This window comes from Sphingomonas pollutisoli, from assembly GCF_029167165.1.
GTDB classification, from domain to species: Bacteria; Pseudomonadota; Alphaproteobacteria; order Sphingomonadales; family Sphingomonadaceae; genus Sphingomonas; species Sphingomonas pollutisoli.
This window is the reverse complement of record NZ_JARFNJ010000007.1, coordinates 56,741-78,098: the sequence shown is the minus strand read 5'-3', so window position 1 is coordinate 78,098 and position 21,358 is coordinate 56,741. Positions and strand designations below refer to the sequence as shown.

Here is a 21,358-nt window from a genome sequence, read left to right as displayed (position 1 = left end):
TCGCCCCGGCCTGCGCCGGGGCGACGGCTTGGATCAGCCCTCCGCCAGCGCCGCGAGCTGATCCGCCACCGCGCCCCAGCCTTGCGCGAAGCCCATCGCCTCGTGCCGCGCCTTGGCCTCGGCGGTCCAGTGGCGCGCGGTGGCGGTGTAGCGCGTCTGGCCGCCTTCATCGGCAAGTTCGCTTGCGGCACCCAGCCGGCGGCATAGGCATCGGTGAAGACGAAGCGTTCGCCCGGCACCACCTCCAGGAACACGCCCTCCTGCGCGTGGCGCTCGCCGTTCGGGCCGTGCATCACCATCGCCGAACGGCCACCGGCGCGCCAGTCCAGCTCGACGATCTCGGTCGTCCAGGGCCTCGGGCACCACCATTCGGCGAGCCGTTCGGTGGCGATGCTCCACACCCGCGCGACTGGCGCGTCGATCAGCCGGGTGACCGACAGGTCGTTGTCCGCGCTCATGCCACCGCCTCCCCGGCGACCGCCGCCTCGATCGCGGCGATATCGATCTTGCGCATCGTCATCATCGCCTCCATCGCGCGCTTCGCCGCCGCCGGATCGGGATTGGCGAGCGCCGCCGTCAGCACGCGCGGCACGATCTGCCAGGCGAGTCCGTAGCGGTCACGGCACCAACTGCACGCGCTTTCGCTGCCTCCGTTCGACACGATCGCGTCCCAGTAGCGATCGGTCTCGGCCTGATCGTCGGTGAAGATCTGGAACGACACCGCGTTGGTGAAGGGATTGCCGCCGCCCGCGTTGAGCCCGACGAACGGCTGCCCGCAGACCGTGAACTCGACCGTCAGCACATCGCCCGCCTTGCCCGCCGGATAGTCCGCCGGCGCGCGGTGGATGGCGGTCACGCCTGAGTCGGGAAAGACGCTCGTGTAGAAGGTCGCGGCCTCCTCGGCGTTGCCGTCGAACCACAGGCAGGTCTTGATCTTGCTCACTGCCGTTCCCCCGAGACGAAACCGATCGACGCGCCGGTCGGATCGCGCACGACCACGATGCGCTCGCCGCCGGGCACGTCCATCGGCGCCATCAGCACGGTGCCGCCCGCCGCCCGCACCTGCTCCGCCGCTGCATCGACGTCGGGTACGCGGAAGTAGAAGCTCCACCCGACCGGCTGGTCGGGCGCCGCACGGTTCATCATCGCGCCGATGCGCGTCTCGCCCACATCAAGGAAGCGATAGTCGCCGAGCGGCCCCATCGACATCGCCTCGGTGGAGGCCATCCCGAGCAGATCGCCATAGAAGGGCAGCGCCGTGGACGTGTCGAGCGTGGTCAGTTCGTTCCACGCGCAGCGCATCGGCAGCGTCGGCGAGAACGAAGTGCTGTCCTGATCGCCCATCGCCGGAGCGGGCGTCATCAGATACAAAGGCGCGCCTTGCGGATCGGCGATCAGCGCGATGCGGCCGACATCGGGCAGATCGAGCGGCCCCATATGCGTCTTGCCGCCCGCCGCCGTGTTCGCGGCGACCTTGGCATCGACATCGGCGACATGGAAATAGGCGAGCCACGTGGGACCGCCGGGCGCGTCCGCCATTTCGACGAGCCCGCCCACGCCGACGCCGTCCGCGTTCCAGATCGTATAGGGCATCGTGCTTCCGGTCGACGTGAATTCGCTGGTCGTCCAGCCGACGATCCCGCTGTAGAAGGCTTTGGCGACAGCGGCATCGCCGGTGATGAGTTCGTACCAGATCGGCATTCCGTAAGGCGTCGGCATCGTCTCTCTCCCGTTCGCTCCATCAAGCTCCTGCGTCGCCGCTCTCAAACAGCGGCTCGAACCCGCCCCAGAACATGCGCTTGCCGTCGAAGATCGGCGGTTCGGGCGATTTCATGCGCTCATCCTCGAGCATCGCCGCCCAGCCCGCGTCGCGCGCCGCCTTCGACGGCCATACCACCAAGGAGAACACGATCGCCTCGCCGTCCTCGGCCTTCACCGCCTTGTAGAAATCGGTGTGGGTGCCGTGCGGGACATCGACGCCCCAGGTCTCGACGATGCGGAGCGCACCGTGATCGTGGAACAGCGGCGCCACCCTCGCGGCCATGTCGCGATAGGCTTGCTTGTTCGCCGCCGGCACCGGACAGACATATCCGTCGATATAGGCCATGATGCTCTCTCCCGGAATCGAACCCGTTCAAAGCGACACGCGACTCGTGCGGCCACGTGCCGCCCGATATACACGTCGCGCGACGCGAAGCCGAGCGCCGGATCAGCGCGCGGGATGGCACGCGTTTGCGCCCGTAAGGGTCGATGGCGCTTGACGTGCCCCGCGTTCATTCGCACTGAGCGTCGCACGAAGTGCCGTTCGTTCGCGTCATGCGTTATCGGGGCTTCTCGACAGCCCATAAGACGGTACGCACGCCCATGACCGATATCCCCAACGCCCAGCCCGACAGCCGCGAGACCACGATCCTCGACGCGCCCGATCGCATGGTGAAGGTCCGCGATCTGTTCGGGATCGATTCGGACATGGAAGTCCCCGCGTTCAGCGAGGCGGACGAGCGCGTGCCCGATCTCGACCCGGCCTATGTGTTCGACAAGGACACCACGATCGCGATCTGCGCGGGCTTCGCATACAACCGCCGCGTGATGGTGCAGGGCTACCACGGCACCGGCAAGTCGAGCCATATCGAGCAGGTCGCGGCGCGGCTCAATTGGCCGTGCATCCGCATCAACCTCGACGCGCATATCAGCCGTATCGATCTGGTCGGGCGCGACGCGATCGTGCTCAAGGACGGCCAGCAGGTCACCGAATTCCGCGAGGGGCTGCTGCCCTGGGCGCTCCAGACGCCGACCGCGTTGGTGTTCGACGAATATGACGCCGGCCGCCCCGACGTGATGTTCGTCATCCAGCGCGTGCTCGAGACCGAGGGCAAGCTGACCCTGCTCGACCAGAACCGCGTCATCCGCCCGAGCCCGTGGTTCCGCCTGTTCGCCACCGCCAATACGATCGGCCTCGGCGATACCAGCGGGCTGTATCACGGCACCCAGCAGATCAACCAGGGCCAGATGGACCGCTGGAACATCGTCGTCACGCTCAACTATCTGCCCGCCGCGGTCGAAGCGCGGATCGTGCTCGCCAAGTCCGGCGAGTATGACAAGCCGGAGGGCAAGCAGACCGTCGATCAGATGGTCAAGGTCGCCGATCTTACCCGGCGCGGCTTCATGAACGGCGACATTTCGACGGTGATGAGTCCCCGCACCGTCATCACCTGGGCGCAGAACGCGCTGATCTTCGGCGATGTCGGCTTCGCGTTCCGGCTTTCGTTCCTGAACAAGTGCGACGAGGCGGAACGGCCGCTGGTGGCGGAATATTACCAGCGCGTGTTCGGCAAGGACTTGCCCGAGAGCGTGGCGGCGAAGGGTTGAGGTTTCGCCCCGATACCGATTGCGGTACGATGTGAGACATGACCCGAGCCGAAGCCCTTGCCCTTCTCAAGCGCCGCGAGAGTGATATTCGGCAACTCGGAATTCGTGCGCTGTCGATCTTCGGCTCTACGGCACGTGGCGATGAAAAGCCGGATTCCGATGTGGATCTCGCCGCGTCACTTGATCCTGACCGTCCAATCGGACTTTTCGAGTTCGTGGATATGGAGCAGCAACTCGCGCGAATGCTCGGCAAGACGGTGGACCTCGTAACGGAGCCATCGCGCAAGCCCCGCCTGCAGGCTCAGATCGACCGGGACCGCGTGCGTGTTTTCTGAGCGAACCCAGTTGAGACTTCGCGACATCGCGGAAAATATCACCGCGATCCAGGAGTATGCCGGCGGCATGACCCTATCGCAGTTCGAGAGCGACCGCCGCACCAGTGACGCGATTGAGCGCTGCTTACAGCGGATCACCGAGGCCGTCATCCAGATCGGCGCCGAGGATATGGCGAGGATCGCGCCCGGCGTGCCGTTCGAAAAGGTCAGAGGTTTGTGCAACATGCTTCGGCACGAATATCACCGGATCGACCCGAAGCAGGTCTTCGTTACGGTTCACGACGAGTTGCCTGCGCTTCAGGCGGCGATTACGCAGGCTTTGCAGGACTGATGACCACCGAAACCCCGCTCGAACGTTTCAAGACCGTGCTCGGCGGCGCCGCGCGCGCGCTGGCGCGTGAACCCGAGATCGAACTCGGCTTCACCTCCGATGCGCCGAGCCAGTCGGGCAAGCACATCAAGGTGCCGATGCCCGCCCGCACGCTGCCGGCCGATCAGGTCGCCGAGGCGCGCGGATTCGCCGACGGGTTCGCGCTCCGGCTGCGCCACCACGACGTCAAACTCCATGCGCGGCAGGCGCCGGCGGAGGCGGTCGCGCGTGCGGTGTTCGACGCGGTGGAGGATGCTCGGGTCGAGGCGCTGGGCGCGCGCGGCTATGCCGGCATCACCGACAATCTCGCGACCGCGCTCGACGCGCGGCTGCGTTCCGACCCGATCACACGCGCGCGCAACCGCGACGAGGTGCCGCTGTCGACCGCGCTCGGCCTCGTGGTGCGCGAGCGACTCACCGGTGCGCTACCGCCCGCCGCCGCCGCGCCAGCGATGGCGCTGGTGCGCGACTGGATCGAACAGAAGGCGGGTGCCGATCTCGATTCGCTCGCGCTCGCGATCGACGATCAGCGCGCCTTCGCGACGCTGACGACGCGCTTGCTCGAAGACCTCGATCTCATCGAAGGTGAGTTGATCCCCGAAGAAACCGACGAGGGCGGCGAAGAGGACGAAGGCGCCGACCAGCAGGAGCAGACCGACGACGCGGACGAGGGCGACGGCGATACCGAGCAGGGCCAGGGTGAGATCGAGGCGCGCGGCTCCGAGAGCGAAAGCGAACAGCAGGACGGCGAGGGCGAAGAGCGCAGCGACGATCCGTTCGAGGACGGCGACGGCGAACCGGGGGACGACGGCGAGGAGGGCATGCTGCCGGTCCGGCCCAACCGCCCGACCTCCGATTTCCCGCCGCAGTTCGAGTACAAGGCGTGGACGACGCGCTTCGATGAAGTCGTCGCCGCCACCGATCTGTGCGACGCCGACGAACTGGTGCGGTTGCGCGCCTATCTCGACCAGCAGCTCGTCCATTTACAGGGCGCCGTCACCAAGCTCGCCAACCGGCTGCAACGCCGGCTGATGGCGCAGCAGAGCCGAAGCTGGGACTTCGATCAGGAGGAAGGCATTCTCGATGCGGCGCGGCTGGCGCGGATCGTCGTCAATCCGATGCTGTCGCTCAGCTACAAGGTCGAGCGCGAGACCGAGTTTCGCGATACCGTCGTCACCCTGCTGATCGACAATTCGGGCTCGATGCGTGGGCGGCCGATCTCGATCGCGGCGATCAGCGCGGACATCCTCGCCCGCACGCTCGAGCGGTGCGGGGTCAAGACCGAGATCCTCGGCTTCACCACCCGCGCCTGGAAGGGCGGGCAGAGCCGCGAGGCGTGGCTCGCCGCGGGCCGCCCCGCCCAGCCCGGCCGCCTCAACGACATCCGCCACATCGTTTACAAACAGGCCGACGAGCCGTGGCGGCGCGCCAAGACCAACCTCGGGCTGATGATGCGCGAAGGGTTACTCAAGGAGAATATCGACGGCGAGGCGCTGCTGTGGGCGCACCAGCGGCTGATCGCGAGGGCCGAGGAGCGCAAGGTTCTGATGGTCATCTCCGACGGCGCGCCGGTCGATGATTCGACGCTCAGCGTCAATTCGGGCAGCTATCTCGAACGCCATCTGCGCCAGGTGATCGGCTGGATCGAGAATCGCTCGCCGGTCGAACTCGTCGCGATCGGCATCGGCCATGACGTGACGCGCTATTATGCGCGCGCGGTCACGATCATGGATGCCGAACAGCTTGGCGGCGCGATCATCGAGCAGCTCGCGGCGCTGTTCGATACGCCCTGATCGCTTGAGCGGGATCGCGATGCCGCCGGGCGGGTTTGCCGGCCCGGTCAAGCGGTCGGTGACGATCGCCGGGCATCCGACCTCGATCAGCCTCGAACCAATTTTCTGGCGCGCGCTGGAACAAGCCGCGCGCGCGCATGCGCTGCCGCTCAGCGCGTTGATCGCGGAGATCGACGCGGTGCGTATCGCCGCCGCCGACCCGCCCAATCTCGCCAGCGCGATCCGAAGCTGGCTGTTCACGAAATCGCTCACTGAAAGTGAGAACAACTCTCAATAACGTTGACAGTGCGACTGACTCGCAATAGCTGACCCCGCAACGAACAAGGGGGACATCCATTGCCGAGCCACGTTATCCGCACCGCCGCCAAGCCCGCCTTCCTCGCGCTGTCCTGCGTCGGCGCCTTCGCCGGGCTGCCGGCCTGGGCCGACGACGCGACCGCCCCGGTCGCGAACGAGGATCAGAGCCACACCGATGTCATCGTCAACGGCCAGCGCGACGCCTCCCCGCGCGATCCCAAGCAGGTCGCGCCGCTCATCAACACGCCGCGGTCGATCGTCGTCCTGCCAAGCGAAGTGATCGAGCAGACCGGCTCGACCAGCCTGCAGGATGCGCTGCGCACCGTGCCGGGCATCACCTTCGGCGCGGCCGAGGGCGGCAACCCGATCGGCGACCGCCCCTTCATCCGCGGCTTCGACAGCCAGGGCAGCATCTATATCGACGGCGTGCGCGATCTCGCCTCGCAGAGCCGCGAGGTGTTCGCGATCGATTCGGTGCAGATCGTGCGCGGTTCCGATTCGACGCTGGGCGGGCGCGGCAGCGCCGGCGGCACGATCAACATCATGACCAAGCTGCCTAAGGCGGCGGATTTCGGATCGCTCAGCGCGAGCTTCGGCAATGCGGATTACAAGCGCGTCGCCGGCGACCTCAACCTCAAGATCACCGATACGATCGCCTTCCGCCTCGAAGGCATGTGGCACGACCAGGATTTCGCCGGCCGCGACGCGATCTGGAGCCGCCGCTGGGGCGTAGCCCCCTCGGTGACGATCGGCCTCGGCACGCCGACACGGTTGACCGCGAGCTATTACCACATGGAAAGCCATGAGCTTCCCGACAGCGGCATCCCCTATCTCTATGCCTGCTCGACCAATGTCTGCAACGCGCCGACCGGCAACGTCTTCACCACGCCCGCGATCGGCCGCATCACGCTGGCGGACGGCACCACCGGCACCGTCGATCGCTCGGCCTTCTACGGCCTCAAGGACCGCGATTTTCGCGACACCAAGACGCAGACCGCGATGGTCCGCGCCGAGCATGATTTCGGCGGGATCACGCTGCGCAACACCGCGCGCTACAATTTCAGCCAGCAATCCTACATCTTCCTGCTGCCCGACGATTCGAACGGCAACGTGTTCGGCCTGCTCAACCGCGCGACCGGCGCGATCAGCCCCGCACCCGGCACGATCAACCCGGCCACTGGCGGCAGCGAACTGACCGGCGGCGGCTATGTCTGGCGGCGCGGCAACACGCGCTACGGCTACAGCAAGGCGCTGGTCGATCAGATCGATCTGTCGGGCAAGTTCAGCACCGGCGCGATCGAGCACAGCTTCGCGGCCGGCGCCGAATTCTCCTGGGAGAAGACCCGGCGCGGCGCCTTCGTCGAGGCGACGGGATCGACGATCTCGCCGCGCTGCGACAGCACCACGCTCGCGCGCTATTATTGCACCAGCCTGTTCAACCCCAATCCCAACGATCCGTGGGTGAATTACACCACCGATACCTCGAATGCGCGGACGCCGATCGTGAAGGGCGCGCTCAACAGCGAGACGCAGAACGACGCCAACACCGTCGCCGTGTACGGCTTCGACTCGATCACGCTGATGCCGTCGCTGATCCTCAATCTCGGCGCACGCTACGACCGCTATAAATCGACCGTCACGTTGCCGTTCGCCACCGGCACCACCGGCATCCGCTATTCGCGCACGGACGAACTGTTCAACTGGCAGGCCGGCCTCGTCTTCAAGCCGACCAAGGACACCAGCCTCTACGCGAGCTACGCCACTTCGGCGACGCCTCCCAACGCGCTGCTCGGCGAGGGCAGCGAACCCAATGCGCTGCCGACCACCGCCGCCACCGCCAACGTCCTTGCGCTGCTCAAGCCGACCAAGACCAAATCCTACGAGGTCGGCGCCAAGGCCAATCTGTTCCACGAGCGGCTCGGCATGAGCGTCGCGGTGTTCCAGACCGATATCGACAACGCGCGCGTGCTCGACGACAGCAACACCGTCGCGTTCATCGGCAAGTCGCGTATTCGCGGCGTCGAGTTCTCGGTCTCGGGGCAGATCCTGCCCGGCTGGTCGGTGTTCGGCGGCTACACCTATCTCGACCCCAAGATCATCGACGGCGGCACCACCGCGCTGACGGCGGCGGCGATCACCCAGACCGTGGGCGGTGTCGCCACCACGATCCAGAACGCGAAGACCGTCTCGGTGCAGTCGGTCAACACCGGCAAGCAGATGCCGCAGACCGCGAAGAACAGCTTCACCGCGACCTCCAGCTATCAGATCACCAGCCGCCTCTCGTTCGGCGGCACCGCGATCTACATGGACAAGCAATATGGCGGCTATGCCGACAACCGCAGGGCGACACAGAATGCCGCCGGCGTGGTCACGGTCACGCCCGCCACGACCGTCCTGTCGCGCGGCATTCCCGATTACTGGCGCTTCGATCTCAACGCCCAGTACAAGCTCACCCGCAACCTCCAGGTGAGCGTCAACGTCCAGAACCTCACCGACAAGGTCTATTTCACCCAGGCCTATGCCTCGCACTACGCCACGATCGCAGCCGGGCGGACGGTGTTCGGCACGGTGACGGCCAAGTTCTAGTCGTGAGGTAATGGCCGCTACGCCGGCCGCTCCATCGCGAGCGCGGAGGCTACGCAGCGGCCTAGCAGCGGTATCCGCACGACCATCCGGAACCAACCTTAGCGTATATCTACGGGTTCCGGATCGTCTCTGCGCCAGCCTAGAAAGCTGGCGGGAGAGGCGAGATGTTTCATGGTCGGATCGTTGCGACGAACCACATCGATTTGCCCGAGACCGCTCGGGCGGGGCCGATCGCGGGCATCGCACACGCGCTGCCGGTCAGTATGTGCTTGTGGGCGATGATCTTCGGCATGCTGCGGCTCTGGTTCTGAGCGGAGCCGCAGCCCCCTCACCCCGCGTCGCGCACGCGCTCATGATGGCGAATCACCTCGTCGATGATGAAGCGCAGGAATTTCTCGCTGAAATCGGGGTCGAGATCGGCCTGTTTGGCGAGGCCGCGCAGTCGCGCGATCTGCGCTTCCTCGCGCCCCGGATCGGCCGGGGGCAGCCCGGCGGTGGCCTTGTAACGGCCGACCGCCTGCGTCACCTTGAAACGCTCGGCGAGCAGGAAGACCAGCGCCGCGTCGATATTGTCGATGCTCTGGCGATATCCCGCCAGCGTGCCGTCGCTCATCAAACCCTCCATCCGCGGTTCGCGCGCCTTTTGCGCAGCCCTTGAGCGGCGCGCAAGTCCATTGCGGGCTTGCCTTTGCGCGCCCTTGCCGCCACATCGCCACGGACATGAGCGCAACGATCCACCGCCTCGACCAGCGCCCGGCCCCATCGCTCGACCCGATGGTTGCGCTGATCGCCGCCGACATGAACCTCGTCAACGCGGTCATTCTCGATCGCATGCAGTCCGACATCCCGCTGATCCCGACGCTCGCCGGGCATCTCATCGCCGGCGGCGGCAAGCGGATGCGCCCGATGCTGACGCTCGCGAGCGCGAAGCTGCTCGGCTATACCGGCACCCGCCATCACCGCCTGGCGGCGGCGGTCGAGTTCATCCATACCGCCACCCTGCTCCACGACGATGTCGTCGATGGCTCCGATCTGCGGCGCGGCAAGCGCACCGCCAATCTGATCTGGGGCAATCCGGCGAGCGTGCTGGTCGGCGACTTCCTGTTCAGCCGCTCGTTCGAGCTGATGGTCGAGGACGGCAGCCTCAAGGTGCTCAAGATCCTGTCGAGCGCGAGCGCGATCATCGCCGAGGGCGAGGTCAACCAGCTCACCGCCGCGCGGCGCGTCGATACGCCCGAGGAGCGCTATCTCGACATCATCGTCGCCAAGACGGCGGCGCTGTTCGCCGCCGCCTGCAAGATCGCGGCGGTGGTGGCGGAGCGCAGCGAGGCCGAGGAAGCCGCGCTCGATGCTTATGGCCGCAACCTCGGCGTCGCTTTCCAACTCGTCGATGACGCGATCGATTATGTCTCCGACGCCGACACGATGGGCAAGGACGCCGGCGACGATTTCCGCGACGGCAAGGCCACCCTGCCCGTCATCCTCGCCTATGCGCGCGGCAGCGCCGAGGACCGCACGTTCTGGAAGGCCGCGATCGAGGGGCATCGCAGCGGCGACGCGGATTTCGCCCATGCGCTCGATCTGGTCCGCGCCACCCGCGCGATCGACGACACGCTCGCCCGCGCGCGCCACTACGGCCAGCGCGCGATCGACGCGCTCGCGATCTTCCCCAACGGCAAGGCCAAGGACGCGATGATCGAAGCGGTCGACTTCGCGATCGCGCGGGCGTTTTAAGCTCCCGCCGGGGCATCGCCCCTTCTACCGTTCGTGCTGAGCGAAGTCGAAGCACGTGCCACGCACGGCTCACCGAGAACACGTGCTTCGACTGCGCTCAGCACGAACGGGAGGCGGCGGCGAGGACTGTCCGGCTTACCGCCCCGCCCGCTCGCCACCCGCCGCCTTCGCCACCACCGGCGCGCCCCAGCCGCCGCCCAGCGAACGGAACAGGTCGACCTGCGCGTCGGCGATGCGCACGTCGGCGCTCGCCAGATCGGCGTCGGCGTCGGCGAAGGTCCGCTCGGTATCGAGCACCGCGAGGAAATCGATCGTGCCCTCGCGCTGGCGGGCGCGGGCGATCTTCGCCGCGCGTTCGGCGCCGTCGCGCGCCGCGACGAGCGCCTGCCGCCGGTCGATCTCGCGCGCATAGGTGGACAGTGCCGTCTCGGTTTCCTCGAGCGCCTGCAGCACCGTGCCGTCGAAGCTGGCGAGCGCGCCACGGCTGTCCGCTTCCGCCCCGGCAATCCGCGCGCGCGCGGCGCTGGTGTTGGGGAACGACCAGTTGATGAGCGAGCCGACCAGCCAGCGGAACGGCCCGCCGCCGAAAATGTCGCTGAAGCTGGTGCCGGTCGAGCCGACCGATCCGCCGAGCGTGATGCGCGGATAGAGGTCCGCGGTCGCCACGCCGATCCGTGCGGTCGCCGCCGCCAGCCGCCGCTCGGCGGCGCGTACGTCAGGCCGGCGCGCGAGCAGGGTCTGGCCGTCGCCGACCGGAATCGGCTGATCGAGCCGGGGCGGATCAGCGCGCGAGGCCGCATCCGCCGGCAGCTCGCGCGGCGTATGCCCGGTCAGCGTCGCCAGCCGGAACAGCGCCGCCTGCCGCTCGGCCGCGATCGCGGGCACCAATGCGGCGCGCTGGTCGCGCAGCGTCTGGATGCGGATCACGTCGAGCTTCTCGGCGCGGCCCGCGTCGAAACGCTTGCCGGTCAACGTCACCGACTTGTCGAGCAGATCGACGATGCGCCGCGCCACCGCCAGCCGCTCGGCCGCGCCGGCGGCATCGACATAGGCCCGGATCGTCTGCGCCACGATCGCGACGCGCACCGCATCGGCATCCGCCGCCGCTGCGCTGACATCGCCCTTCGCCGCCTCGATATTGCGGCGAACGCGTCCGGCGAGATCGAGCTCATACGAAACGTCGAGCCCGAGCGCGATCTGTTCAGTCTCTCGCGCCCCGCCCGTGCCGCTTTGCAGCGCCGGCAAGCGGCCATAGCCCGGCTGCGCGCTCAGTTGCGTCTGCGGCAGCAGATCGTTGCGCGCACCTTTGAGCGACGCGCGCGCCGCATCGAGCCGCGCCACCGCGACGCGGATGTCGGTATTGGCGGCGAGCGCATCGCCGACCAGCCGGTCGAGCACCGGATCGTTATAGAGCTTCCACCACTGGTCGTCGGGCGCGGTCGCCACCACCGCCGGGCTGGCGGCGCCGGCGAACCCGCCGACCGCGCCTGGGGTCGGCACGGGCGCCACGTAATTGGGGCCGACCGCGCAGGCGGAGAGCGTGAGCGCCGAGATCGTGGCCAACAAGATGTTCTTCATGACGGTCCGCTCCTATTCGGCGGGATGAAGCTGGGGATGGTTCGGCTCGGCGGCAGCGGCGGGCCGGCGCCGGGCGAGGCGTATCGCCAGCGCCCGACACACCACGTAGAAGGTCGGCGTGAAGATCAGGCCGAACGCCGTCACCCCGATCATCCCGAAGAACACCGCCGTCCCGAGCGCCTGGCGCAGTTCGGAGCCCGCGCCGCTCGCCGTCACCAGCGGCACCGCGCCGAGGATGAACGCGAACGAGGTCATCAGGATCGGCCGCAACCGCGTCCGCGCCGCCTGCACCGCCGCCTCGATCGGCGACAGGCCCTGCAACTCCTCGGCCTGCTTGGCGAATTCGACCACGAGGATCGCGTTCTTCGCCGCCAGCGCGATCAGCACGACGAGGCCGATCTGGGTGAGGACATTGTTGTCCATGCCGCGCAGGTTCACCCCCGCCATCGCGGCGAGCAGGCACATCGGCACGATCAGCACGATCGCGAGCGGGAGCGTCAGGCTCTCATATTGCGCCGCCAGCACGAGGAAGACGAACACCACCGCCATGCCGAACACGATGCCCGCCGTGCTCCCCGCCGCCTGCTGCTGATAGGCGATGCCGGTCCACTCGGTCGTATAGCCCTTGGGCAGCGTATCGTCGGCGAGCTTCTGCATCGTCACCAGCGACTGGCCCGAGGAGAAGCCCGGCGCGGTATCGCCGTCCACCTCGACCGCAGGGGCGAGATTGTAGCGCGTCACCCGGTACGGCCCGGTCTTGTCCTCGAAGGTCGAAACCGATCCGATCGGCACCATCTGCCCCGAGTTGGAGCGCGTCTTGAGGTTGGCGATATCGGCGGGCGTGCGGCGGAACGGCGCGTCGGCCTGCGCGGTCACGCGGTAGGTGCGGCCGAGCAGGTTGAAATCATTGACGAACGCCGAGCCGAGATAGACCTGCAACGCCTCGAACACGCGCTCGGGCGGCACGCCCAGCATATTGGCCTTGGCACGATCGACATCGGCGAAGATGCGCGGGGTCGAGGTTTCGAAGAAGGTATAGACCTGCTTGAGCCCCTTGGTCTGGTTGGCCTTGCCGATCAGCCCATAGGCCGCGGTCGCCATTTGCGTATAGCCGCGCGCCTCCTGGTCCTTGACCATGATGCGATAGCCACCCGCCGAGCCGATCCCCTGGATCAGCGGCGGCGGCACGATCAGCAGCCGCGCTTCGTTGATGTCGGCGGTCGCCTTGCCCGCCTCGGCCATGATGCTGCCGAGCGTCACGCCCAATTTGGCGCGCTCCTCGAAGCTCTTGAGCGGGATATAGGCGGCGGCGGCATTGGGGGCGAGCGTCTGCGATGGGCCGTCGAACCCGGCGAGCATCACCGCGCCCTTGACGCCCGCGAGCGGCAGGATGCGCGCGGCGACCTTGCGCATCACCGTGTCGGTGCGCTCGACCGAGGAGCCGGGCGGCAACTGGATGACGGTGAGGAAATAGCCCTGGTCCTGCGCCGGAATGAACCCGGTCGGCGTCGCCCAGAACACGCCCACGGTGAGCGCGATCATGCCGGCATACGCCAGCATCATCTTGCGCGGCGCCCGCACCAGCCGGAGCGTCAGCGCGGCATAGGCGTTGCTCAGCCGCTCGAAGCCGCGGTTGAAGGCGTCACCGGCGCGCGTCACCGCACGGCCGAACCGCCCTTCGCTCCGGGCTTCACTCGGCTTGAGCAGGATCGCGGCGAGCGCGGGCGACAAGGTCAGCGACAGGATCAGCGAGATGATCGTCGCAGTCGTGATCGTCACCGCGAACTGGCGGTAGAACGCGCCCGACAGTCCGGTGAGGAACACCGTCGGCACGAACACCGCGACCAGCACCAGCACGATCGCGACGAGTGCGCCCGAAACCTCGTCCATCGACACGCGCGCAGCCTCGAGCGGCGACAGCCCGTGTTCGAGGTTGCGCTCGACGTTCTCGACCACGACGATCGCGTCATCGACGACGATGCCGATCGCCAGCACCAGCCCGAACAGCGACAGGTTGTTGAGCGAATAGCCCATCGCCGCCAGCACCGCGAAGGTGCCGATCAGCGACACCGGAATCGCCACCACCGGGATGATCGCGGCGCGCCATTTCTGCAGGAACACGAGGATGACGATGACGACGAGGATGATCGCCTCGATCAGCGTGTGCTTCACCGCATCGATCGACTGCGAGATGAACTCGGTCGGGTTGTAGATGACGCGGTAGGCGAGGCCCTTGGGGAAATGCTTCTGCGCGTCGTTCATCGTCGCGGTGACCGCCTGCGCGGCGGCGAGCGCGTTCGAGCCGGGCCGCTGGAACACCGCGAGGATCACGGTCGGCTTGCCGCTCATATAGGTGTTCGAGCCATAGTCCTGCGCGCCGAGTTCGACGCGGGCTACATCCGACACGCGCACCTGCCGGCCATCGGCGTCGGTGCGGATGACGACGTCGGCGAACTGCTTGGGGTCGGTCAGCCGACCCTGCGTCTCGACGTTGAGCTGATAGGCGTCCCCCTGCGAATAGGGCGGCTGGCCGAGCGTGCCCGCTGCGACCTGGACGTTCTGCGCGCGCAGCGCGGCGACGATCTCGCCGGCGGTCAACCCAAGCGCGGCGGCGCGGCCGGGGTCGATCCACACGCGCATCGAATAGTCGCGATTGCCGAACAACTGCACGTCGCCGACCCCATCGATGCGGGTCAGCCGGTCGCGGATCTGCGTCAGCGCGTAATTGGAGACATAGCCGCGATCGAGCGAGTCGTCGGGCGAGATCAGGTTGACCACCATCAGAAAGTCGGGCGAGGTCTTGCGCGTCACCACGCCGAGCCGCTGCACGTCTTCGGGCAAGCGCGGCACCGCGATCGCGACGCGGTTCTGCACCAGCACCTGCGCGGCATCGAGGTTGGTGCCGATCTTGAAGGTGACGGTGATCGTCAGCTTGCCGTCGCCGGTCGATTGTGACGACTGGTACAGCATGTTGTCGACGCCGTTGATCTCCTGCTCGATCGGCGTGGCGACCGTCTCGGCGACCGTCTCGGCGCTGGCGCCGGGGTAGACCGCCGTCACGGTGACGGTCGGCGGGACGATATCGGGATATTGCGACACCGGCAGGCCGACATAGGCGATCGCCCCGACCAGCGTGATGACGACCGCGATCACCGCGGCGAAGATTGGCCGCGTGATGAAGAAGCGCGAGAGGCGCATGAGTGTTCGTCCTTGATTAAAGGAAACGGTTTCGGTCGTGCGGTGCCCACCACGCGCACCCGTCCCGTTCGCCCTGAGCTTGTCGAAGGGCGTGTGCCGAGCGCAGCGCTTGTGGCACGTGCTTCGACAAGCTCAGCACGAACGGGAGCTTGGACTTACCGCCCGAAAGTCGCCTCGCCAGCGAGCGGCGCGGCCACCGGCGTGGCTGCGGCCTGCGCCTCGGGCGCGATTTTGCCGGGGTGCGGCGCGACCTTGGTGCCCGGCACCGCCATCTGCACGCCGGTAATGACCACCCGGTCGCTCGGCGCGAGACCCGAACGCACGACGCGCAGCCCGTTGACGACCGGCCCGAGCACGACCGGCTTGGCGACGACCTGATCCTGCCGATCGACCGTCAGCACGATCTTGCGCGCCTGATCGGTCTGCACCGCCGCGTCGGGCACGAGCAGCGCGCGGGTGGTGCCGCCGTTGGCGAGCCGCATGTTGCCGAACATGCCGGGGGTGAGGAAATAGTTGGGATTATCGAGCACCGCGCGGCCGCGAATGGTGCCCGAACGCTGGTCGAGCGCATTGTCGGTGAAGTCGAGCCGGCCCTTCCACCGATGCTCGGCCTCGTCCTGCAACTGGATCTCGACCGGCGCCGGCCCCGCGCCGGGCTGGCGGTTGCGCTGCGTCTTGAGATACAGCGCTTCGGAGCCGTCGAACTCGAAATAGATCGGGTCGAGCGCGTTGATCGTGGTCAGCACGGTGCCGCCCGTCCCCTCGCCGCCCGCGACCTGGTTGCCGGGGTCGACGCGGCGGTCGGAAATGCGGCCGGCGATCGGCGCGCGCACCTGGGTGAACTCGACATCGAGCGCACGCGCACGCACCCGCGCCTGTGCCGCCGCGAGCGCGGCGCTCGCCGCCTGAACCTTGGCGCGCAGCGAATCGACTTCGCCCGCCGACACCGCCTCGTCATCGACCAGCCGGGTCGCGCGGCCGAGATCGGACTTGGCCAGCGCCAGCGCGCTGGCGGCACTGGCGACGTTGGCCTTGGCTTCGGCGAGTTGCGCTGCGAACGGCCGCGCGTCGATCGTGAAGAGGAGTTGGCCCTTGCGGACGATATCCCCATCGCGGAAATGCACGCCGGTGACTTCGCCATTGATGCGCGGGCGGATTTCGACCGTGCGGCTGGCGGCGAAGCGGCCGATATAATCGTCCCATTCGTTGACATCGCGCACCAGCGGCGGCGCGACCGTCACCGAGGCGGGCGGCATCGCCGCGACGGTGGGCGCGGGCGCGGCGAGCCTGGTGCCGGCATAGCCGATCACCGCGATCGGCAGCAGGATCGCGGCGCCGCGCTGCCAGCCCGGCATCCGCGACCATCGTCGGCTGACGGGGGTAGACCCCTCGACCGTGATCGGGGTTTCCATGTTCATGCGGCGATCTTCCACGCGAGCGAGCCCATCGTACCGCCGGTGACGCTCGCCACCAGCAGCTCGGCCTGCGCCATGGTGAAGCCCGCCTTCAGGAAATTGCCGACCTCGGATGCGGGCAACGCATAGCCACGCCGCCACGCATGCACCGCCAGCCGACGCAGCGTCTCCAGCTTGGGCTCGGCGAGCCGCGACGCCTTGCCGAAGCCGAACAGGCCGCCGAACGCGCGCGCGATCGCGCCGGGTTCGTCGAGGCTGCTGATCCGGTCACGCCGCGCGACCGCGATGACGCTCCATTCGAGCGCGGAGAAGCTCGGCGCGGTATCGGCGGGCTTCGCGGTGTCGCGGCTGGCGCCGGGTGCGGCGAACGGATGTTCGAGATCGAGATAAGCCATCATATGTCCCCTTGGACGGCCGCGCGCCAGCGGCCCCGCGGACGCATTCCTGCGACGCGGCGAGACCGGCGGTTCGGGCAAAGTTCGGGCGGCGCCGGAAAGCGAAAACCGCCTGCCCGCGTCTACGATTACGGAAGATGTGATACGCGAGGCAGCCGCGTACATGCGGCTGCCGGCATTCAGCAGGTCGGTCTAATCATCGGCGGTTCCCTCGCCTCGATGCCAGGCTGACTTACCGACCCAGCTTCAATACCAGTCGGTATATAATGGTGTGCCGCACTGCGTCAACAGCATTCTATACCGATGGGTAATTATTTCGTCGGCCACACCGCGAGGCTGGTCTCGACGAGCTGCGACAGCTCGGCGCAGGTCGCGCCCGCGCCCGCCTGAACCGACAGGCCCTGCATGATGGCATACAGGAACCGCGCGAGCGCGGCGGGCTCGAGCCCCTCCGGAAACTCGCCGTCGTCCTTCGCGCGCTGGAAGCGTGCGATCAGCGCGGCTTCGGATGAGGCCCGGCGCGCGATCACGTCGGCGCGGATCGATTCGGCCTCGGCGCCGCAGGAGATCACGCTCATGATCGCCATGCAGCCCTTGGGGTCATAGGGGTTCATCTGCAGTTCGAGCGAACCGCGCAGCAGGCGTTCGGCGACCCCGCGCGCGGTCGGCGCCGCCAGCGCTTTCTCGGTGTAGGCGAGCTTGTCGCGCTCGTAGAGGTCGAGCGCCTTGTGGAACAATTGCTCCTTGTTGCCGAACGCGGCGTACAGGCTCGGCTTGGTGATCCCCATCGCGGCGGTCAATTCCGCCATCGACGCGCTCTCATAGCCGTTGCGCCAGAACACGCGCAGCGCCGCGGCGAGCGCGGTGTCGACGCAGAACTCGCGGGGCCGTCCCTTTGCGGGCGCAATCGTGTCAATCTGTTCCATACCGATCGGTATATAGGTACGGCGTACAGTGGAGTCTAGGCGTGGCGACCGCCGCGTCAGCCGTGGTTGCGCGGATAGATGATGATCGAGAGATAGCGCATCGGAAACTGGACGAGTTCCTCCGGCCCGTGCTGCGCGCCCGAATCGAACATCATCGTGTCGCCGGGCGTCAGGTGGAAGGTCTCGCCGCCGTGGCGGTATTTCATCTCGCCTTCGAGCATGTGGATCAGCTCGACGCCCGAATGGCTGAAGCTGGTGTGCGGCGTCGCCCGCTCGTCGAGCGTGATGAGATACGGCTCGACGACGACGTCACCGCGCGAGAGGTGGCCGAGCAACTGATAATTATGCCCCGCCTTGGTGCCGCGCCGCTCGATATGGACGCCGCGCCCGGCGGGCACGAACGAGCAATCCTGCCGCTCCTCGACGCTTTCGAACAGCGACGAGATCGGCACCGACAGCGCATGGGCGAGCGACTGCACCGTCGTCAGCGACGGCGAGATCTGGCCGTTCTCGATCTTCGAGAGCATGCCGAGCGAGATGCTCGCCGCCGTCGCGAGATCGGACACCGAGAGATCCTGCCGGCGGCGCAGCAAGCGGATCTGCGTCCCCAGGGCACGCTCCAGCGTGCGCGCTTCGGTGGTCGGCGCGCTCGATACGGTGCGCAGTTCCTCGATCTCGGCGGCCGCTGTCTCGATATCGTTGACCAACTTGGGCATTCGCATACTCCGTTACTGGCGGCCCGCGCGGGTCGAGCCGGGAGCCGCTTCGTCCAGGAACATCGTAGCGGCTCGCGCCCCAATCGCGCCATTGCGAGCGATGCGCAACACCGTTGTCGGGGTCAGCGCCCGTAGATGCGGTCGAGCACCTCGGCGCAACGGACGAACTGTTCCGCCAGCGGATCGAAACCGGGCGCGCGCGCGAGCTGCCCGGCCCAGGCGGCGGCGGCGCGGCCGCCCCAGTCGTCGGGCGGATCGGCGAGGCGCGTGGCGGCGGTGCCGTCGAAGCGTTCGGCGGTGAAATCGTAGAACGAGCCGCCGACATTGCGCAGCGCCGCGCCGCCTTCCGTCCCATAGAACGCCGCCTCGATCACCGCGTCGCGCCCGGCATTGAGGCGCCACGAACAGGCGAGCCGCACCTGCGCGTCACCGGCCGCGAACCGCGCGACGGCGTAATCCTCGACCGCGCCGGCGGCGAGCGGCAGGCCGCCGCGCGTCAGCCGCGCATCGACATCGGCGACCGGCGGGAAGCCGAGCGTCCACAAGGCGAGATCGACCAGATGCACGCCGAGATCGACGACACAGCCGCCGCCCGATTGCGCGGCGTCGTAGAACCACGGCTTGTCGGGGCCGTACGCGTTGTGGAAGGTCAGATCGATCGCGAACACCCGCCCGAGCGCGCCCGAGCGGACCAGATCGGCGATCTGCCGCATCGCCTCGGTATGGCGATACGACAGATCGACGCCGAGCAGCCGGTCCGCCGCGCGCGCCGCGTCCACCACGCCCCGCGTCTCCGCGGCGGTGCGGCCGAGCGGTTTCTGGCAGAACACCGCCTTGCCCGCCGCGAACGCCTCGATCGACTGCGCGGCGTGGAGTGCGCTCGGCGTCGCGATCACCACGCCGTCGATGTCGAGCGCGAGCATCTCGGCAAGGCTCTCCACCACCCGCGCGTCCGGCGCGAGCGCGCGTGCCTCGGCGACGCAGTCCGGCGACGGATCGCAGATCGCGACCGCATTGACCGCGCCGGTCGCGAGCATCGCCGCCATCCGGTGGCGGCCGATCCAGCCGGTGCCGAGAAACCCGATCCGCGGCGTCATGCCAGCACCACCAGCGCCTTGACGAACGCCCCCGGCTTGTCGCGGGTGGCGTCGAGCGCCTCGCCGAGCTGATCGAGGCCGTAGCGATGCGTGTAGAGCGGCGCGGGATCGAGCCGCCCGCTCGCGACCGCGTCGATCGCCTCGCGAAGCCCGCGCATCTGCACCCTGGGGTCGCGTTCGTGCGCGTTGATGACGTCGATGCCCTTCCAGTTCCAGCTCTGCATGCTCACCTGGCGCGGACCGTCCTGATGATAGCCCGCGATCACCAGCCGTCCGCCGAAGCCGACCAGCTCACCCGCCAGATCGAGCGGCCATTGCTTGCCGACCGCCTCGATCACGCGCTCGCACATCGCCTCGCCGGTCAACGCCTTGACCTCATCGATGATCGCACAATGATCGTGCATCGCGATCGTCGCGGCCGCACCATAATGCCGCGCGAGATCGAGCGACTCTTGCCGCCGCGAGATTGCGATCACGCGTGCGCCGGCGTCGCTCGCGAGCTTGGTGAGCACCGCGCCGAGGAAGCCGATGCCGATGATCGCCACCGTCTGCCCCGCGCGGATGTTGCTGCGGTGGAAGATATTGAACGCGCAGCCGAGCGGCTCGCCCGGAAACGGCTGGCCGGCGAGCGCGGGCGGCAGCTTGGCGACCATGTCCGCCGCCGCGACGTCATATTCGGCGAAGCTGCGGTAGGAGAGCGCCGCGACGCGGTCGCCGGGCGCCAAGCCATCGACGCCCGCGCCGACCGCGTCGATCGTCCCCCAGCCCTCATGCCCGAGGCCGCCCGCCTCGCCCGGATAGGTCATCCAGTCCTGACCCGCCCAGGGTTCGAGGTTGGAGGCGCACACGCCGCACCCCTCCAGCCGGATCCGCACCTCGCCCGCGCCCGGGGCAGGTGCGGCCACCTCGTCGATCCGGATCACGCCGGGTTTGTCCAGCACGGCTGCACGCATCATATTTCCTTTTCCTGCAACTCTTTGGCGACCTGTCGATTGCCGCCTGCATGACCAGCCCGACGCCACAGATGATCGAAACGCTGCGCGACAACATCGCGCGGCTGACCGCACGCGAACGCGCCGAGGCGCAGGCCGCGCCGCTCAGCGAACGTATCGCCGGCCAGATCACCGCCTTCACCGGCTCGATGCGCTTCGTCGCGCTGCATCTCGCGGTGTTCGGGGTGTGGATCATCGTCAATCTCGGTGTCGTGCCGGGTGTCCCGCGCTTCGATCCCAGCTTCGTCGTGCTGGCGATGGTCGCCTCGGTCGAGGCGATCTTCCTCTCCACCTTCGTCCTCATCAGCCAGAACCGGATGGCCGCCGCCGCCGATCGTCGCGCCGATCTCGATCTTCACGTCAACCTGCTCGCCGAACACGAACTGACCAAGCTCGCCGAACTCGTCGCGCGCATCGCGGCGAAGCTCGACGTACCGGTCGACCGCGCCGAATTCGGCGAGATCGAGACCGACGTCGAGCCGACCGCCGTACTCGACGCGCTCGACCAGCGCCGGCGCGAGGAAGGGCTTACCCAATGATGCCCCCGGCCCGCGCGC

General features: G+C 67.8%; 21 protein-coding genes and 1 pseudogene. 9 read left to right on the top strand and 13 right to left on the bottom strand.

The genetic code is table 11. The annotated features are described in order from the left end of the window. Nucleotides 1-33 precede the first annotated feature (33 nt). From PX554_RS16200 to PX554_RS16185, 4 genes and pseudogenes are all read right to left on the bottom strand, one after another. Nucleotides 34-458: pseudogene (locus tag PX554_RS16200) on the bottom strand (SRPBCC family protein). Beyond that, nucleotides 455-943 (bottom strand): VOC family protein, encoded by a 489-nt coding sequence (locus tag PX554_RS16195; protein WP_093224353.1) that lies wholly within the window; start codon nucleotides 941-943, stop codon nucleotides 455-457. Before PX554_RS16195 ends, PX554_RS16200 begins: the two are co-directional and overlap by 4 nt. Further along, the gene (locus PX554_RS16190) at nucleotides 940-1,719 is read right to left on the bottom strand and encodes a VOC family protein (RefSeq protein ID WP_275503452.1); all 780 of its coding nucleotides are present in this window, start codon (nucleotides 1,717-1,719) and stop codon (nucleotides 940-942) included. Before PX554_RS16190 ends, PX554_RS16195 begins: the two co-directional genes overlap by 4 nt. Nucleotides 1,720-1,741: 22 nt before the next feature. Further along, entirely contained in the window at nucleotides 1,742-2,107 is a 366-nt protein-coding gene (locus tag PX554_RS16185; protein ID WP_275503450.1) for a DUF1428 domain-containing protein, read from the bottom strand. Between the two features lie 257 nt (nucleotides 2,108-2,364). Between PX554_RS16185 and cobS the strand changes: the two genes are divergently transcribed. The 7 genes from cobS (at nucleotide 2,365) to PX554_RS16150 (ending at nucleotide 9,061) form a co-directional block, all read left to right on the top strand. Then, complete coding sequence (gene cobS, locus PX554_RS16180; protein ID WP_275503449.1) at nucleotides 2,365-3,369, top strand: cobaltochelatase subunit CobS; 1,005 nt, start codon at nucleotides 2,365-2,367, stop codon at nucleotides 3,367-3,369. A gap of 38 nt (nucleotides 3,370-3,407) precedes the next feature. Beyond that, the gene (locus PX554_RS16175) at nucleotides 3,408-3,704 is read left to right on the top strand and encodes a nucleotidyltransferase family protein (protein WP_093224347.1); all 297 of its coding nucleotides are present in this window, start codon (nucleotides 3,408-3,410) and stop codon (nucleotides 3,702-3,704) included. 10 nt (nucleotides 3,705-3,714) lie between these two features. Continuing rightward, a complete protein-coding gene (locus tag PX554_RS16170; RefSeq protein WP_275503446.1) occupies nucleotides 3,715-4,035 on the top strand; it encodes a HepT-like ribonuclease domain-containing protein in 321 nt (106 codons plus the stop codon). Then, entirely contained in the window at nucleotides 4,035-5,867 is a 1,833-nt protein-coding gene (gene cobT / locus PX554_RS16165; RefSeq protein ID WP_275503444.1) for a cobaltochelatase subunit CobT, read from the top strand. The genes PX554_RS16170 and cobT overlap by 1 nt, the downstream gene beginning before the upstream one ends. 4 nt (nucleotides 5,868-5,871) lie before the next feature. Beyond that, nucleotides 5,872-6,144: a ribbon-helix-helix domain-containing protein gene (locus tag PX554_RS16160; protein ID WP_420833461.1), complete on the top strand. Its 273-nt coding sequence runs from the start codon at nucleotides 5,872-5,874 to the stop codon at nucleotides 6,142-6,144. Nucleotides 6,145-6,203: 59 nt separating this feature from the next. Then, complete coding sequence (locus PX554_RS16155) at nucleotides 6,204-8,750, top strand: TonB-dependent receptor (protein WP_275503442.1); 2,547 nt, start codon at nucleotides 6,204-6,206, stop codon at nucleotides 8,748-8,750. 164 nt (nucleotides 8,751-8,914) lie between these two features. Next, nucleotides 8,915-9,061, top strand: a complete 147-nt coding sequence (locus PX554_RS16150; RefSeq protein ID WP_275503440.1) for a hypothetical protein — start codon at nucleotides 8,915-8,917, stop codon at nucleotides 9,059-9,061. A 17-nt stretch (nucleotides 9,062-9,078) separates the two neighbouring features. Here the strand turns inward: PX554_RS16150 and PX554_RS16145 are convergent, their stop codons facing one another. Then, nucleotides 9,079-9,363 carry a chorismate mutase gene (locus tag PX554_RS16145; protein WP_093224342.1) on the bottom strand — a complete coding sequence of 95 codons (285 nt, stop codon included), beginning with the start codon at nucleotides 9,361-9,363 and terminating at the stop codon, nucleotides 9,079-9,081. Nucleotides 9,364-9,470: 107 nt separating this feature from the next. Between PX554_RS16145 and PX554_RS16140 the strand changes: the two genes are divergently transcribed. Next, the gene (locus tag PX554_RS16140; RefSeq protein ID WP_275503438.1) at nucleotides 9,471-10,484 is read left to right on the top strand and encodes a polyprenyl synthetase family protein; all 1,014 of its coding nucleotides are present in this window, start codon (nucleotides 9,471-9,473) and stop codon (nucleotides 10,482-10,484) included. Between the two features lie 135 nt (nucleotides 10,485-10,619). Here PX554_RS16140 and PX554_RS16135 read toward each other — a convergent pair whose 3' ends face one another. The 8 genes from PX554_RS16135 to PX554_RS16100 all read right to left on the bottom strand — a co-directional run bounded on the left by PX554_RS16135 (nucleotide 10,620) and on the right by PX554_RS16100 (nucleotide 20,765). Then, nucleotides 10,620-12,062: an efflux transporter outer membrane subunit gene (locus PX554_RS16135; RefSeq protein WP_275503435.1), complete on the bottom strand. Its 1,443-nt coding sequence runs from the start codon at nucleotides 12,060-12,062 to the stop codon at nucleotides 10,620-10,622. 12 nt (nucleotides 12,063-12,074) lie between these two features. Further along, the gene (locus PX554_RS16130) at nucleotides 12,075-15,260 is read right to left on the bottom strand and encodes an efflux RND transporter permease subunit (protein WP_275503433.1); all 3,186 of its coding nucleotides are present in this window, start codon (nucleotides 15,258-15,260) and stop codon (nucleotides 12,075-12,077) included. Nucleotides 15,261-15,415: 155 nt separating this feature from the next. Then, entirely contained in the window at nucleotides 15,416-16,678 is a 1,263-nt protein-coding gene (locus tag PX554_RS16125; RefSeq protein WP_275503431.1) for an efflux RND transporter periplasmic adaptor subunit, read from the bottom strand. Further along, the gene (locus tag PX554_RS16120; protein WP_275503429.1) at nucleotides 16,675-17,070 is read right to left on the bottom strand and encodes a hypothetical protein; all 396 of its coding nucleotides are present in this window, start codon (nucleotides 17,068-17,070) and stop codon (nucleotides 16,675-16,677) included. The genes PX554_RS16125 and PX554_RS16120 overlap by 4 nt, the downstream gene beginning before the upstream one ends. Before the next feature lie 311 nt (nucleotides 17,071-17,381). Then, complete coding sequence (locus PX554_RS16115; RefSeq protein WP_275503427.1) at nucleotides 17,382-17,996, bottom strand: TetR/AcrR family transcriptional regulator; 615 nt, start codon at nucleotides 17,994-17,996, stop codon at nucleotides 17,382-17,384. A gap of 56 nt (nucleotides 17,997-18,052) precedes the next feature. After that, nucleotides 18,053-18,712 (bottom strand): helix-turn-helix domain-containing protein, encoded by a 660-nt coding sequence (locus PX554_RS16110; RefSeq protein WP_218123126.1) that lies wholly within the window; start codon nucleotides 18,710-18,712, stop codon nucleotides 18,053-18,055. Between the two features lie 122 nt (nucleotides 18,713-18,834). After that, entirely contained in the window at nucleotides 18,835-19,809 is a 975-nt protein-coding gene (locus PX554_RS16105; RefSeq protein ID WP_093224331.1) for a Gfo/Idh/MocA family protein, read from the bottom strand. Beyond that, a complete protein-coding gene (locus PX554_RS16100; RefSeq protein ID WP_093224329.1) occupies nucleotides 19,806-20,765 on the bottom strand; it encodes an MDR/zinc-dependent alcohol dehydrogenase-like family protein in 960 nt (319 codons plus the stop codon). The genes PX554_RS16105 and PX554_RS16100 overlap by 4 nt, the downstream gene beginning before the upstream one ends. A gap of 47 nt (nucleotides 20,766-20,812) precedes the next feature. On the opposite strand from PX554_RS16100, the gene PX554_RS16095 reads away from it, so the two are divergent. Next, nucleotides 20,813-21,340 (top strand): DUF1003 domain-containing protein, encoded by a 528-nt coding sequence (locus PX554_RS16095; RefSeq protein WP_093224327.1) that lies wholly within the window; start codon nucleotides 20,813-20,815, stop codon nucleotides 21,338-21,340. Nucleotides 21,341-21,358 lie beyond the last annotated feature (18 nt).

Coding starts and splice junctions, on each gene's coding strand:
- PX554_RS16190 (WP_275503452.1), bottom strand. CDS start 1,719: ATGCCGACGCCTTACGGAATGCCGATCTGGTACGAACTCATCACCGGC.
- PX554_RS16185 (WP_275503450.1), bottom strand. CDS start 2,107: ATGGCCTATATCGACGGATATGTCTGTCCGGTGCCGGCGGCGAACAAG.
- cobS (WP_275503449.1), top strand. CDS start 2,365: ATGACCGATATCCCCAACGCCCAGCCCGACAGCCGCGAGACCACGATC.
- PX554_RS16175 (WP_093224347.1), top strand. CDS start 3,408: ATGACCCGAGCCGAAGCCCTTGCCCTTCTCAAGCGCCGCGAGAGTGAT.
- cobT (WP_275503444.1), top strand. CDS start 4,035: ATGACCACCGAAACCCCGCTCGAACGTTTCAAGACCGTGCTCGGCGGC.
- PX554_RS16150 (WP_275503440.1), top strand. CDS start 8,915: ATGTTTCATGGTCGGATCGTTGCGACGAACCACATCGATTTGCCCGAG.
- PX554_RS16145 (WP_093224342.1), bottom strand. CDS start 9,363: ATGAGCGACGGCACGCTGGCGGGATATCGCCAGAGCATCGACAATATC.
- PX554_RS16140 (WP_275503438.1), top strand. CDS start 9,471: ATGAGCGCAACGATCCACCGCCTCGACCAGCGCCCGGCCCCATCGCTC.
- PX554_RS16135 (WP_275503435.1), bottom strand. CDS start 12,062: ATGAAGAACATCTTGTTGGCCACGATCTCGGCGCTCACGCTCTCCGCC.
- PX554_RS16130 (WP_275503433.1), bottom strand. CDS start 15,260: ATGCGCCTCTCGCGCTTCTTCATCACGCGGCCAATCTTCGCCGCGGTG.
- PX554_RS16125 (WP_275503431.1), bottom strand. CDS start 16,678: ATGAACATGGAAACCCCGATCACGGTCGAGGGGTCTACCCCCGTCAGC.
- PX554_RS16120 (WP_275503429.1), bottom strand. CDS start 17,070: ATGGCTTATCTCGATCTCGAACATCCGTTCGCCGCACCCGGCGCCAGC.
- PX554_RS16115 (WP_275503427.1), bottom strand. CDS start 17,996: ATGGAACAGATTGACACGATTGCGCCCGCAAAGGGACGGCCCCGCGAG.
- PX554_RS16110 (WP_218123126.1), bottom strand. CDS start 18,712: ATGCCCAAGTTGGTCAACGATATCGAGACAGCGGCCGCCGAGATCGAG.
- PX554_RS16105 (WP_093224331.1), bottom strand. CDS start 19,809: ATGACGCCGCGGATCGGGTTTCTCGGCACCGGCTGGATCGGCCGCCAC.
- PX554_RS16100 (WP_093224329.1), bottom strand. CDS start 20,765: ATGATGCGTGCAGCCGTGCTGGACAAACCCGGCGTGATCCGGATCGAC.
- PX554_RS16095 (WP_093224327.1), top strand. CDS start 20,813: ATGACCAGCCCGACGCCACAGATGATCGAAACGCTGCGCGACAACATC.